The sequence below is a fragment of the Dyella agri genome (assembly GCF_044904705.1).
In the GTDB taxonomy this organism is placed as follows: Bacteria; Pseudomonadota; Gammaproteobacteria; order Xanthomonadales; family Rhodanobacteraceae; genus Rhodanobacter_A; species Rhodanobacter_A agri.
Genome location: NZ_JADIKL010000009.1, coordinates 55,468 through 68,957 on the forward strand (window position 1 = coordinate 55,468; position 13,490 = coordinate 68,957).

Genomic DNA, 13,490 nt, shown 5'->3' on the forward strand with positions numbered 1-13,490 from the left:
GAAACACCGATGGCCACGGTCGACCTGACCCAGTTCCACAAGACCTTCTTCGAGGAAAGCCTGGAAGGCCTCGACGCGATGGAGGCGGCATTGCTGGCGCTGGACTCGGGTTCGACCGACCACGAGCTGGTGCACACCATCTTCCGCGCGGCGCACTCCATCAAGGGCGGCGCTGCGACCTTCGGCTTCGCCGACGTGGCCGCGTTCACCCATGTCGCCGAATCGTTGCTGGAGGAGGTCCGCAGCGAACGCCGGGCGGTGGATGCCGGGCTGATCGATCTGCTGCTGCGTTCGGTCGACTGCCTCCGCGCCATGCTCGATCGCACCAGCCAGGGCCGGCCCGCCGCCGACGCTGGCAGCGAGGCATTGCGCGCCGAGCTGGCGCACCTGGTCGAGGGCGTGGCGGCGTCGCCGGCCGCCGCGGCGAAGGTGCAGGCTGCACCGTCCGCCGGCTGGGACATCCGTTTCGTCGCGCTGCCGCACCTGTTGCAGACCGGCAACGAACCGCTACGCCTGTTCCGCGAACTGCAGCAGCTCGGCCGGTTGGAGGTGCTGCGCGCCTTCGTGAGCGACGCCGCGCCGGCGGATTTCGCCGCGCTCGATCCCGGGCAGTGCTATCTGGGCTGGGAGCTGCGCCTGCACGGCGCGGTGGCGCGCGCCGATCTCGACGCCGTGTTCGAGTGGCTGGACGGCGACTGCGAGCTGGCCATCGCGCCGTTGGCTGCGGCAGCCGCCGAAGCCGTGGCGCCGACGCCGGCCGCGGTGGCCGTGCCCGCGGCGGACGCGCCGGCGCCGGTGCGAGAGGTCGCTGCGGCGGCCAGCGCCGGCCAGGCCGACGGCGGCTCGATCCGCGTAGGCATCGACAAGGTCGATGCGCTGATCGACATGATGGGTGAGCTGGTGATCACCCAGTCGATGCTCAGCGACATCGGCGCGAATTTCGACCTGTCGCAGCTGGAACGGCTGCGCGACGGGCTGGCCCAGCTGGAGCGCAACACGCGCGAACTGCAGGACAGCGTGATGCGCATCCGCATGCTGCCGATCGGCAGTGTGTTCAACCGCTTCCCGCGCCTGGTGCGCGACCTGGAGCGCAAGCTCGGCAAGCAGGTGAAGCTGGAGCTGCACGGCGAGCACACCGAGCTGGACAAGACCGTGCTGGAGAAAATCGGCGATCCGTTGGTGCACCTGGTGCGCAACGCGATCGACCACGGCCTGGAGATGCCGGAGCAGCGCCGCGCCGCCGGCAAGCCGGAAACCGGCACGCTCACCCTGGACGCGCATCACGAAGGCGGCAACATCATCGTGCGGATCAGCGACGACGGCGCCGGGCTCAACCATGAGCGCATCCGCGCCAAGGCGGTCGAGCGCGGGCTGGTGTCGTCCGGTCAGCCGCTGAGCGAGGACGAGATCGCCGAGCTGATCTTCGAGCCCGGCTTCTCCACCGCCGCCCAGGCCACCGACCTGTCCGGCCGCGGCGTGGGCATGGATGTCGTGCGCCGCAACGTGCGCGACCTCGGCGGCAGCGTCGGCGTGAGAAGCGTGGCCGGCCGGGGCAGCGTGTTCACCATCGCCTTGCCGCTGACGCTGGCGATCATCGACGGCCTGGTCACCGCGGTGGGCGGCGAGCGCTACATCGTGCCGCTGGTTTCCATCGTCGAATCGCTGCGCCTGCCGCCGGATGCCGTGCGCCGCACCGCCGGCGGCGGCGAGGTGTTCCGCTTCCGCGACGAGTACCTGCCGATCATCCGCCTGCACCGCGCCTTCGCCTGTGCCGACGCGGTCACCGAGATCGGCCAGGGCATCGTGGTGGTGGTCGAGGACGAAGGCCAGCGCGTGGGCTTGCTGGTCGACGAGCTGCTGGGCCAGCAGCAGGCGGTGATCAAGTCGTTGGAGAAGCATTACCAGCGGGTGCAGGGCGTGTCCGGCGCCACCATCGTCAGCGACGGCTCGGTGGCGCTGATCGTCGACGTGGGCGGCGTGGTGCGGCTGGGCCGGCACAGCAAGGCCGCCTGAGTCCAGGGGAAGGGGCGCCGGCCACGCTGCGGCGCCCGACCAGAGCCTTCGCGGCCGCCGCGGCAGGCTCAAGTCCTTCCTGGCGGGGCCGATACAGCATCGAGGCCGGGCGTCCACGGACGCCCATCACGGGGTAGACGATCCATGCACGAAAAAAACGCGCACGCGGCACCTGCCGTGCAGCAGCTGACCTTCAGCCTGGCGGGAGAGGAATACGGCGTCGACATCTTGTCGGTGCGCGAAATCCGCGGCTGGACCCGGGTGACCCGCATCCCGCAGACACCCGGCTACGTGCTCGGCGTGCTGAACCTGCGCGGCGCGGTGGTGCCGGTGATGGACCTGCGCCTGCGTTTCAGGCTCGAACGCGAAGGCTACGGCGACAACACGGTGATGATCGTGGTGGCCGTCGCCGAACGCCTGTTCGGCATCGTGGTGGACGCGGTGTCCGACGTGGTCGACATCGACCCGGCGGCCATCAGTCCGGTGCCGGACATGGGCATGATCGTCGACACCCGCTACCTGAAAGGCCTGGCTACCCATGCCGAACGCATGGTGATGCTGCTGGACGTGGAAAAGCTCATGCGTCCGGAGGACGTTGAAACGCTGGATGCCGCGTTGTCGGACGTCCGCAATGTCGAAGTTGCCGCCTGATCCGGGAATCACGATGAACATCAAGAAATTCGCTGTGCGTTTCGTCAAGTTTTCGACCTTGTCCGTCAAGGCCCGCCTGGTCGGCACGTTCGCGCTGCTCGCGATCATGCTGGTGGCGGGCGCGGCGGTCGGCCTCGGCGTGATGTCCTGGCAGAACGAGAACATGCGCAAGACCTACGACGAAGGCATGGCGCCGGCGCAGCTGATGGGCGAGCTGCGTTCCAAGTCGCTGATGAACTTCATCGTGCTCGGCGAGGCGGCCAGCGTGATCGGCAAGCCCGACCAGGTGAAGCAGAAGGTCGCGGAATCCCGCCAGCTCGAGCAGCAGATCACCGAGGTCAACAAACAGCTGGCGGCGCGGTCGATGAGCGCCGCCATCACGGCGAAGTACAAGGCCTACCAGGACACCACGGCCGACTACATGAGCGACCTGAAGGACGTCTACGACGCCCTGGGCCAGAACGACGACAGCACCCACGATCTGCTGGAAATGCAGGTGCGCCCGCAGCTGATGATGCGCCAGGACGCGCTCAACCAGCTGATCCGGGCGCAGGGCGACGAAGTGAAGCAGCTCTATCAGACCCAGCTCGGCCGCTACGGCGTGATCCGGGCGCTGGTGCTGGCTGCGCTGTCCGCCGGCCTGATCTTCGCACTGCTGGTGGCGACCCTGCTGGTGCGTTCGATCAGCGGCACGCTGGCGCATCTGATGAAAGTGGCGCACGCCATCGCCGAAGGCCGGCTGGGCCACGGCATCGAGGTCAAGCGGCACGACGAGCTGGGCCGGCTGCTCGATGCCTTCCGCACGATGGATGAGCGCCTCAGTGCGATCGTGGGCGAAGTGCGCCAGGGTTCCGACGCGGTGTCCAGCGCGGCGCAGCAGATCGCGCGCGGCAACGACGACCTCAGCCAGCGCACGCAGGAACAGGCTTCCAGCCTGGAAGAAACCGCCTCGTCGATGGAGGAGATGACTTCTACCGTGAAGCAGAACGCGGAGAACGCCAGCCACGCCAACCAGCTGGCGCGCGGTGCCCGCGAGCAAGCCGAACACGGCGGCGAAGTCGCCGGCAAGGCGATCGCCGCGATGGCCGAGATCGACACGTCCAGCCGCAAGATCGGCGACATCGTGGGCTTGATCCAGGAGATCGCCTTCCAGACCAACCTGCTGGCGCTGAACGCTGCAGTGGAAGCGGCGCGCGCCGGCGAACAGGGCCGCGGCTTCGCGGTGGTGGCCAGCGAGGTGCGCAACCTGGCGCAGCGCAGCGCCGGCGCGGCGAAGGAGATCAAGAGCCTGATCGCCGAGAGCGAGGAGAAGGTGCGCAGCGGCTCGGAGCTGGTCAACCAGTCCGGCAAGGCGCTGGCCGAGATCGTCGAGAGCGTGAAGAAGGTCACCGACATCGTGGCGGAGATCGCCGCAGCCAGCCAGGAGCAGTCGGCCGGTATCGATCAGGTCAACAACGCCGTGATGCAGATGGACGAGATGACCCAGCAGAACGCGGCGCTGGTCGAGGAAGCCTCGGCCGCCGCCCGCGCCATGCAGGAGCAGGCAGCCGAGCTGTCCGGCCAGGTGGGCTTCTTCCGCCTCGGCGGCGACGGCGCGGCGGAAGAGGACGTACCGCCGGCGCGCGCGAAGGAAGTGGCCAAGGCCACCGAGGCGGTGTTCGCTGCCGTGCGCAAGGCGCCGCCGCGCGCTGCCGCCGCCGAACCGGCGGATGCCGGCGCCTGGAAGGAATTCTGAGCATGGGCGCCGTCGCCGGGGCGATCAGGAACAACGCCGCCCCGGCGGGCGACGGCGCGGCGCTGCTCGGCGACGCCGAGTTCCGCTTCCTGCGCGATTTCGTCTACGAGCACTGCGGCATCGCGCTGGGCGAACACAAGCGCCAGCTGGTGCAGGGGCGGCTGGCGCGACGTCTGCGTGCGCTGGGGCTGCCCGACTACGCCGCCTACTGCGCGCTGCTGCGCAACGACCCGCACGGCGAGCTGGGCGAGCTGGCCAGCGCGATCAGCACCAATGTCACCTCGTTCTTCCGCGAGCCGCACCATTACGAGCTGCTGGAGCAGGAGCTGCTGCCGCAGTGGCTCACGCACAAGCGCCGCGACGGCGACCGCCTGCGGATCTGGTCGGCCGGCTGCTCCACCGGCGAGGAGCCGTATGCGCTGGCGATGGTGCTGGCCGAGGCGCTGGAGCGGCATGGCGCGGCGGGCATGGACGCGAAGATCCTCGCTACCGACCTGTCGCCGCAGGCATTGGAAGCCGCACGCAACGGCGTGTATCCGCTGGACAAGCTCGGCGGCATCAGCGACGAGCGCCGGCGCCGCTGGATGCTGCGTGGCGCCGGCGAATACGAGGGCTACGCCTGCGTGCATCCGCGCCTGCGCGAGCTGGTGACCGTACAGCCGCTGAACCTGCTGCACGACTGGCCGATGCGCGGGCCGTTCGATGCGATCTTCTGCCGCAACGTGGTGATCTATTTCGACCAGCCGACCAAGCAGCGGCTGTTCACCCGCTACGCCGCGCTGCTGCCGGCGGGCGGTCATCTTTTCCTGGGCCACTCCGAGTCGCTGCACGGCATCAACGACGAGTTCGAGCTGATCGGGCGCACCGCCTACCGGAAGCGCGCGTGATGCTGGTGCGTACGGCCGAACGCCGGGCCACGCCCACGCTGCCCGAGGCCATGCCCGGCTTCGAGCACCTGCGGCGCTTCTGGGATCCCACCCAGAACTGCATGGTGGTCAAGGTGCTGCCGGGCGAGTTCTACGTGAGCGCGCAGGACGAGCTGGTGAGCACCGTGCTCGGTTCCTGCGTGGCCGCCTGCATCCACGATGCGAACCGCGGCATCGGTGGCATGAACCATTTCATGCTGCCCGAGCCCAGGGGTGCCAGCGACGGCTGGTCGTCCACCGTGGGCCGCGCGGCGCGCTACGGCAGCGACGCGATGGAGCAGCTGATCAACGCGGTGCTGAAGGCCGGCGGGCAGCGCGCGGACCTCAGGGTCAAGGTGTTCGGCGGCGGCCGCGTGCTGGCCCAGCTCAGCGACGTGGGCCAGCGCAACATCGACTTCGTGCACCGCTACATCGCCGCCGAGCGGCTGCAGCTGGTGGCGGAGGACCTGGGCGATGTGTATCCGCGCCAGGTGCAGTTCTTCCCGCACAGCGGCCGGGTGCGGGTGCGCCAGCTGCGGCGCGGCGACGACGTGGCGCTGGTGGCCGGCGAGCGCGGCTACCTCAAGCGTTTGGCAAACGATCCGATAAAGGGTGAGGTCGAGCTGTTCTGACGCCGGGCGCCGGCGCGGCATCGACCGGGCCATCGCCGTCGGCGACGGTTCCGCATGGCCAAGGTGAGCAATGGAAAGAGTGCGCGTACTGGTAGTCGACGATTCCGCGCTGGTGCGCAAGTTGATGTCGGCCATGCTTGCCTGCGACCGGGAGATCGAGGTCGTGGGCACGGCGGCCGATCCGCTGATCGCCCGCGAGAAGATCAAGCAGCTGAATCCCGACGTGCTCACCCTGGACGTCGAGATGCCGCGCATGGACGGCCTGACCTTCCTGGAAAACCTGATGCGGCTCAGGCCGATGCCGGTGGTGATGGTGTCGTCGCTGACCACCCAGGGTGCCGAGGTGACGCTGCGCGCGCTGGAGCTCGGCGCGGTGGATTTCCTGGCCAAACCCAACAGCGACCTGGCCTCGAGTTTCGGCGACAGCGCGCTGGAGATCTGCGCCAAGGTCAAGCAGGCGGCGCGCGCGAAACCGCGTGCGCGCACTGCCGTGCGCAAGCTGGACGTGGCGCCGCGGCTCTCCGCCGACGCGGTGCTGCCGCGGGTGCAGACCGCGGGCAGCCGCGGCGGCAGCCCGATCATCGCGATCGGTGCCTCCACCGGCGGCACCGAGGCGGTGCGCGTAGTGCTGGAGGCCATGCCGCCGGACGCGCCGCCGATCCTGGTGACCCAGCACATCCCAGCCGCCTTCAGCGGGCCGTTCGCCGCGCGCATGGACCGCTGTTCGGCGATGCGCGTATGCGAAGCGCGCGACGGCCAGCCGATCCAGCAAGGCCATGCCTACATCGCGCCGGGCAGCCACCACCTGCTGGTGATGTGGGACGGCGCGAAGTACGTCTGCCGCCTGCACGACGGCCCGCCGGTGAACCGGCACCGCCCCAGCGTCGACGTGCTGTTCCGCTCGCTGGCGGCCAGTGCCGGTGCGGCCACCATCGCCGCCCTGCTCACCGGCATGGGCGACGACGGTGCGCGCGGCTTGCTGGAACTGCGCCAGGCCGGCGCCGCCACCCTGGTGCAGGACGAGGCCAGCTCGGTGGTGTGGGGCATGCCCGGCGCCGCCTGGAAACTCGGCGCGGCGGCGGAAATGCTGCCGGTCGACCACATCGCGGCGCGCCTGCTGGCGCTGGCCCGCCATACCCATTCCCTGGCGCCGGCGGCGCCTGAGGGCCTGCTCAATGTCTCCACATAGCCCGCGCCGGGTCTGTTTACCCGCATCCCCGCGTCATCACTCGGTCGTGGACGGACGTCCACTCCTTCGTTCTTCCTTGGTCCGCGCGCAAACAGCTCCCGGCGCGGGCCATGCGGAGACATTGATCAGGCTCTAACGGATAACGGAACATGTCACTCACTCCCGCCTTCCTTTCCCGACGCCCGCTGGTCGGCTGGGCCGCCAGCGCCATCGCCCTCTTGCTGACGCTGGCGTGGCATCCGGCCTGGCTGGCACCGTTGCTGGTGCTTGCCGTGACGGCGGCATGGGCGATCACCGCCCGCGCCGAACCGCCGGCCGCGCCCGTCGTCGCGGCGCCCATCGGCGCCGAGCCGGTGCGCGAGGCGCTGGAAGACGTGCGCAGCGCGCTGGTCGACGAGCTCGGCCACGCCACCCGCGAGCTGCACCAGGGCCTGGACCTGCTGCGCGACGCCGTGTCCGAACTGGGCGGCGGCTTCGACGGCTTGTCCAGCAAGACCACGCTGCAGCAGTCGCTGCTCAAGCAGATCATCGATGTGCAGGACGGCGGCGTGTCGGTGCAGGACTTCGCCGCGCGCACCGGCGACCTGCTGGAGCACTTCGTCGGCGTGATCGTGCAGATGTCGCGCGAGAGCCTGCGCATCGTCTACCGCATCGACGGCATGGCGAAGGAAATGGACGCTGTGTTCGGCCTGCTGCGCAACGTCAACACCATCGCGGAAGAGACCAACCTGCTGGCGCTGAACGCCGCGATCGAGGCGGCGCGCGCGGGCGAGTCCGGCCGCGGCTTCGCGGTGGTGGCTGGCGAGATCCGCAACCTGGCCAGCAACTCCAACCAGCTCAACGAGCGGATCGGCGACCACGTCGAGCGCGCCCGCGCCGCGATGGAGCAGCTGCGCGGCCTGATCGGCGCGATGGCCTCGCAGGATCTCAACGTGGCGTTGTCGGCCAAGGGCGGCATCGACGCGATGACTGCGCACGTGACCGAGAGCGACGCGCGCACCAGCAAGGTGGCCGACCAGGTGGTCGAGATCAGCCGCGGCCTCGGCAGCGACGTCTCCACCACCGTGCGCTCGCTGCAGTTCGAGGACATCCTGCGCCAGCTGATCACGCAGACCCGCACCCGGCTCACCGAGCTGCAGGACGTCACCACCGAATGCACCCGCGACATCGAGGAGCTGGCCTGCACCGCGCTCGAGGCCGATGCGCTGGCGGAGCGCTCGCAGCGTGTGCGCAGTCGCCTGGCGATCCAGCGCGAGAAGGCGCGCCTGCGTTCGCGCGGCCCGGCGCTGCAGAACTCGATGGATGCCGGCGAAATCGAACTGTTCTGACCTTATGCGCCGGGAATGCACTTTCCCGGCTCGCTCAAGTCCGGTGCGTGCCCGGACTTGGCTCCGACAAATCAGGCACGTTGTGCCTGATTTGCGTGCGATCCATCCGTGGATCGCCGTTCTGACCCAGGAACCGCCCCGATGAGCATGATTGTCCACCACGACCCCGAACTCGACTGCCTCACCCTGCAGCTGGGCGAGCGTTTCGATTTCAGCATCCACCGCGACTTCCACGATGCCTGCCTCGGCGGCGGCAAGCCCGCGCGCAGCTATGTGATCGACCTGGGCGAAGTCGCCGGCATGGACAGTTCGGCGCTGGGCATGCTGCTGCTGCTGCGCGAGCACGCCGGCGCCGACCGCGCCGACATCCGCATCGTCAACGCCTCCGGCGAGCTGCGCAGCACCTTGCGCGTGGCCGGCTTCGACAAGCTGTTCGTGCTGCATTGACGGTTGCCGGCGGGGCGGCAGGGAGCGGCGGCGCAAAACGTTAAAGTTTTCCGCGGAGATGCCGAAGAAAGGGACTACGGGCCCTTCCGTACCACGGTTTCCATTGTCCTTGGAGTCTCCCATGAAAGCTTTCGTCGCCTCCGTCGTCCTGCTGCTGGCCCCGCTGGCCGCGCATGCCGCCTGCGCGCCCACCGACTTCACCATCAAGGACTTCAAGCCCAGTGCGGGCGGCGCCCGCCTCAGCCTGCGCGGCGAGCTGGTCAACCATTGCGCCGCCGCCTCGGCCGCGCAGATCCGCATCGAGATCAAGGATTCCGCCGGCAACGTGGTGCAGAGCAAGCAGGCGTGGCCGGCCGGCACCTCCAACATCGCCCCGGGCGACACGGTGAGCTTCGACGTCGGCCGCATGTTCCGCCCGCAGCCGGGCATGAGCAGCTTCACCGCCAGCGTGGTGGACGTGCGCACCTGGTAAGTCGCCGGGAGCCTTCGCCGCGATGACCGGCGGTGCGGCGCTCGTGCCGTGCCGCCGTCTTCGTTGCTAATCTTCGTGCGGCCGTTCGTGCACGAGGTATTCCGTGGCAAAGCGATACATCCTGGCGCTGGACCAGGGCACCACCAGCACGCGCGCGATGCTGGTCGGGGCGGACGGCTGCGTGGCGGGCATGGCGCAGCGCGAATTCGCGCAGATCTATCCGCAGCCCGGCTGGGTCGAACACGACCCGCGCGAGATCCTCGCCAGCGTGCTGGTGACGGTGACCGAGCTGCTGACGCGCAGCCAGGTCGAATTGCGCGACCTGGCCGGCATCGGCATCACCAACCAGCGCGAGACCACGGTGGTGTGGGACCGCCGCAGCGGCCAGCCGGTGCACAACGCGATCGTGTGGCAGTCGCGGCAAAGCATGGCCATCTGCGAACGCCTGCGCGCGGACGGCGGCGAGCCGATGGTGCGCGCGAAGACCGGCCTGCTGATCGACGCCTATTTTTCCGCCAGCAAGATCCGCTGGATCCTCGACCACGTGGACGGTGCGCAGGCGCGTGCCGAGCGTGGCGAGCTGCTGTTCGGCACGATCGAGAGCTGGCTGGTGTGGAACCTCAGCGGCGGCCGCTTGCACGTCACCGACGCCAGCAATGCCGCGCGCACTCTGCTGTACGACATCCATCGCCGAGCCTGGGACGACGAGTTGCTGCGCCTGTTCGGCGTGCCGCGCGCAATGCTGCCCGAGGTGCGCGCCTGCAGCGAACATGTCGGCGACACCGATCCCGCGCGCTTCCTCGGCGCCGCGGTGCCGATCGGCGGCCTCGCCGGCGACCAGCAGGCCGCGCTGTTCGGCCAGGCCTGCTTCGAACCGGGCATGGCGAAGAACACCTACGGCACCGGCTGCTTCATGTTGATGCACACGGGCGCGCAGGCGGTGCCGTCGCGGCACGGCTTGCTGACCACGATCGCCTGGGACATCGGCGGACGCGTCGAGTACGCGCTGGAAGGCAGCATCTTCGTGGCCGGCGCGGTGGTGCAGTGGCTGCGCGATGGTCTGCACGTGCTGGAGCGCGCCGCCGATTCGCAGGCGCTGGCGGAGAGCGTGGCCTCCAGCGATGGCGTCTACCTGGTGCCGGCCTTCGTGGGGCTGGGCGCGCCGTACTGGCGCAGCGAGGTGCGCGGCGCGATGTTCGGCCTCACCCGCGGCACCCGCCGCGAACACCTGGTGCGCGCCGCACTGGAGGCGATGGCCTACCAGTCGCGCGACGTGCTGGCGGCGATGGAGGCGGACGCGGGTATCCCGCTGAAGGAATTGCGCTGCGACGGCGGCGCGATCGCCAACGATTTCATCGCGCAGTTCCAGAGCGACATGCTGGACGTGCCGCTGCTGCGCCCGCGGGTGCAGGAGACCACGGCGCTGGGCGCGGCCTACCTGGCCGGCTTGGCGCTGGGTTTCTGGGAGAGCCGCGAACAGCTGGCGCAGCTGTGGGGGGTAGAGCGCCGTTTCGAGCCGCGGATGCCGGCGGCGGAGCGCGAGCGGCGCTACCGCGGCTGGCAGGCCGCCGTGCAGGCCGCCTGCACGTTCACGCCGGGTTGAAAACCGATGTAGGAGCGCACCCTGTGCGCGATGGCTTCTGGCTTCGATCAAACACCAGAGCATTCGCGCACAGGGTGCGCTCCTACACGGCGACCCGGTCAGTCCAGCGCGTAGCCGAACTGTTGCTTGAACTCGGCAGAGAACTGCGCGTAGTCGAAGCGCTGGTTCTGCGTGCCGGGGTGCTCGACCTTGAGCGCGCCCATCAGCGAGGCCATGCGGCCCACGGTGGGCCAATCCTTGCCGCGCATGATGCCGAAGATCAGGCCGGCGCGGTACGCGTCGCCGCAGCCGGTGGGATCGACGACCTGGCGCTCGCGCGCCGGCGGGATCTCGTGCGTGGTGCCGCCGGCGTGGATCAGCGAGCCGCGCGGCCCCAGCGTGACGATGTAGGCCTGCACGCGGGAGGCGATGTCCTCGGCGCTCCAGCCGGTGCGCGTCTGCAGCAGCTGCGACTCGTAGTCGTTGACGATCACGTAGGTCGCCTTTTCGATCATCGCGCGGAACTCGTCGCCGCTGAACAGCGGCATCGCCTGGCCCGGGTCGAAGATGAAGGGCACGCCGCGCGCGGCGAACTCGTCCACATGCTGCAGCATCGCCTCGCGGCCGTCCGGCGCCACGATACCGATGTCGATGTCGGGGATCTCGCGCACGTGGTTGTCGTGCGCGCTGGACATCGCGCCGGGGTGGAAGGCGGTGATCTGGTTGTTGTCCAGGTCGGTGGTGATGAAGCACTGCGGGGTGAACTGGTCGTCGAACACGCGCACGCGGTCCAACGGGATGCCGCATTTCTCCATGTGCGCGCGGTACGGCGCGAAGTCCTGGCCCACCGCGGCCACCGGCAGCGGGTCGCCGCCGAGCAGCTTGAGGTTGTAGGCGATGTTGCCGGCGCAGCCGCCGAACTCGCGGCGCATCCGCGGCACCAGGAAGGACACATTCAGGATGTGCATCTGGTCGGGCAGGATGTGGTTCTTGAACTGGTCCTGGAACACCATGATGGTGTCGTAGGCCAGCGATCCGCAGATGACGGCAGACATGGTTGCGAGAGTGCCCCGGTGAAGGATGGCGCGCGTGGCGCGACCGACAAACCCGGACCCGGTGGATCCGGCCAAAGGATCGCATCCTATCGTGAACGGACATTCATGGCGAACCGTGCTCGGCGCGGTCCGCTCGATCCGGGGCGCCGAAATGTGCGGCAAACGGCGTCGCACAAGGCTTTCTTAACGTCTTTCCGGTTGCGCGCGCGAAGCCCGCTGACTAGACTGGCCAGCTTATTTTTTACTCAGCCCGGCGCGCGGCGGACCCCAATGTTCAAGAAGTTTCGCGGGATCTTCTCCAACGATGTCTCGATCGACCTCGGTACCGCCAATACGCTGATCTACGTGCGTGGACAGGGCATCGTGCTGAACGAACCCTCGGTGGTGGCGGTGCGCCAGGATCGCGGTCCGGGCGGCCCGCGCGCGATCGCGGCAGTGGGCAGCGACGCCAAGCGCATGCTGGGCCGCACGCCGGGCAACATCGCCACGGTGCGCCCGATGAAGGACGGCGTGATCGCCGACTTCACCATGACCGAGGCGATGCTGCAGCACTTCATCAAGCAGGTGCACAAGTCGCGCCTGCTGCGGCCCAGCCCGCGCGTGCTGGTCTGCGTGCCCTGCGGCTCCACCCAGGTGGAGCGCCGCGCGATCAAGGAGTCGGCCGAAGGCGCCGGCGCCCGCGACGTGTTCCTGATCGAGGAGCCGATGGCTGCCGCGATCGGCGCCGGCATCCCGGTGCACGAGGCGCGCGGCGCCATGGTGCTGGACATCGGCGGCGGCACCTCCGAGGTGGCCGTGATCTCGCTGAACGGCATCGTCTACTCGCAGTCCGTGCGCGTGGGCGGCGACCGCTTCGACGAGGCGATCATCAATTACGTGCGCCGCAACCACGGCACCTTGATCGGCGAATCCACCGCCGAGCGGATCAAGCTGGAGATCGGCTGCGCCTTCCCGCAGAGCGAGGTCAAGGAGATCGAGATCTCCGGCCGCAACCTCGCCGAGGGCGTGCCGCGCATGTTCACGATCAACTCCAACGAGATCCTCGAGGCGCTGCACGAGCCGCTGGCCGGCATCGTGGCCGCGGTGAAGTCGGCGCTGGAACAGACCCCGCCGGAGCTGTGTTCCGACGTGGCCGAGCGCGGCATCGTGCTCACCGGCGGCGGCGCATTGCTGCGCGACCTGGACCGCCTGATTTCCGAGGAAACCGGCCTGCACGTGCAGGTGGCGGACGATCCGCTGACCTGCGTGGCGCGTGGCGGCGGCAAAGCGCTGGAGCTGATCGACCAGCACGGCAGCGACTTCTTCGCCCCCGAATAAGTCGAGAGCCTGCTCGTGGCCTTCGAGTGCCCCGCGTTGCCATCGAGTGGCCGTCAGGTGGCAGGGCGTGGCGCAGGCCTGCCTGGCTGGCAGGCCAAGCCGCGCGCTGCCGCATGGCGGCCACTCGATGGCAACCCCGGCACCTATCAATTCTGGGGCCGGGT

12 protein-coding genes are annotated in these 13,490 nt (G+C 69.2%); 11 read left to right on the plus strand and 1 reads right to left on the minus strand.

Going from position 1 to position 13,490, the window contains the following annotated elements:
- Window positions 1-9: 9 nt before the first annotated feature.
- From ISP14_RS15245 to glpK, 10 genes are all read left to right on the plus strand, one after another.
- A complete protein-coding gene (locus ISP14_RS15245) occupies window positions 10-2,013 on the plus strand; it encodes a chemotaxis protein CheA (protein ID WP_404541420.1) in 2,004 nt (667 codons plus the stop codon).
- Between the two features lie 144 nt (window positions 2,014-2,157).
- On the plus strand, window positions 2,158-2,664 hold the full coding sequence (locus tag ISP14_RS15250) for a chemotaxis protein CheW (protein ID WP_404541422.1): 507 nt from the start codon (window positions 2,158-2,160) through the stop codon (window positions 2,662-2,664).
- Window positions 2,665-2,677: 13 nt separating this feature from the next.
- Window positions 2,678-4,399: a methyl-accepting chemotaxis protein gene (locus tag ISP14_RS15255; protein ID WP_404541424.1), complete on the plus strand. Its 1,722-nt coding sequence runs from the start codon at window positions 2,678-2,680 to the stop codon at window positions 4,397-4,399.
- A 2-nt stretch (window positions 4,400-4,401) separates the two neighbouring features.
- Window positions 4,402-5,286: a CheR family methyltransferase gene (locus ISP14_RS15260; RefSeq protein ID WP_404541426.1), complete on the plus strand. Its 885-nt coding sequence runs from the start codon at window positions 4,402-4,404 to the stop codon at window positions 5,284-5,286.
- On the plus strand, window positions 5,286-5,936 hold the full coding sequence (cheD, locus tag ISP14_RS15265) for a chemoreceptor glutamine deamidase CheD (protein WP_404541428.1): 651 nt from the start codon (window positions 5,286-5,288) through the stop codon (window positions 5,934-5,936). Before ISP14_RS15260 ends, cheD begins: the two co-directional genes overlap by 1 nt.
- 70 nt (window positions 5,937-6,006) lie before the next feature.
- Complete coding sequence (locus ISP14_RS15270; RefSeq protein ID WP_404541429.1) at window positions 6,007-7,125, plus strand: protein-glutamate methylesterase/protein-glutamine glutaminase; 1,119 nt, start codon at window positions 6,007-6,009, stop codon at window positions 7,123-7,125.
- 149 nt (window positions 7,126-7,274) lie between these two features.
- Entirely contained in the window at window positions 7,275-8,453 is a 1,179-nt protein-coding gene (locus ISP14_RS15275; RefSeq protein ID WP_404541431.1) for a methyl-accepting chemotaxis protein, read from the plus strand.
- 147 nt (window positions 8,454-8,600) lie between these two features.
- Window positions 8,601-8,900, plus strand: coding sequence for an STAS domain-containing protein (locus ISP14_RS15280; RefSeq protein WP_404541530.1), 300 nt, complete (start codon window positions 8,601-8,603; stop codon window positions 8,898-8,900).
- Between the two features lie 121 nt (window positions 8,901-9,021).
- On the plus strand, window positions 9,022-9,372 hold the full coding sequence (locus ISP14_RS15285; RefSeq protein WP_404541433.1) for an FxLYD domain-containing protein: 351 nt from the start codon (window positions 9,022-9,024) through the stop codon (window positions 9,370-9,372).
- Window positions 9,373-9,475: 103 nt separating this feature from the next.
- The gene (glpK, locus tag ISP14_RS15290; RefSeq protein WP_404541435.1) at window positions 9,476-10,975 is read left to right on the plus strand and encodes a glycerol kinase GlpK; all 1,500 of its coding nucleotides are present in this window, start codon (window positions 9,476-9,478) and stop codon (window positions 10,973-10,975) included.
- A 98-nt stretch (window positions 10,976-11,073) separates the two neighbouring features.
- Here the strand turns inward: glpK and ISP14_RS15295 are convergent, their stop codons facing one another.
- The gene (locus tag ISP14_RS15295; RefSeq protein WP_404541437.1) at window positions 11,074-12,009 is read right to left on the minus strand and encodes a carbohydrate kinase family protein; all 936 of its coding nucleotides are present in this window, start codon (window positions 12,007-12,009) and stop codon (window positions 11,074-11,076) included.
- Between the two features lie 270 nt (window positions 12,010-12,279).
- Here ISP14_RS15295 and ISP14_RS15300 point away from each other — a divergent pair, with 270 nt between their 5' ends.
- Entirely contained in the window at window positions 12,280-13,326 is a 1,047-nt protein-coding gene (locus ISP14_RS15300; RefSeq protein ID WP_367846076.1) for a rod shape-determining protein, read from the plus strand.
- Window positions 13,327-13,490: the final 164 nt, after the last annotated feature.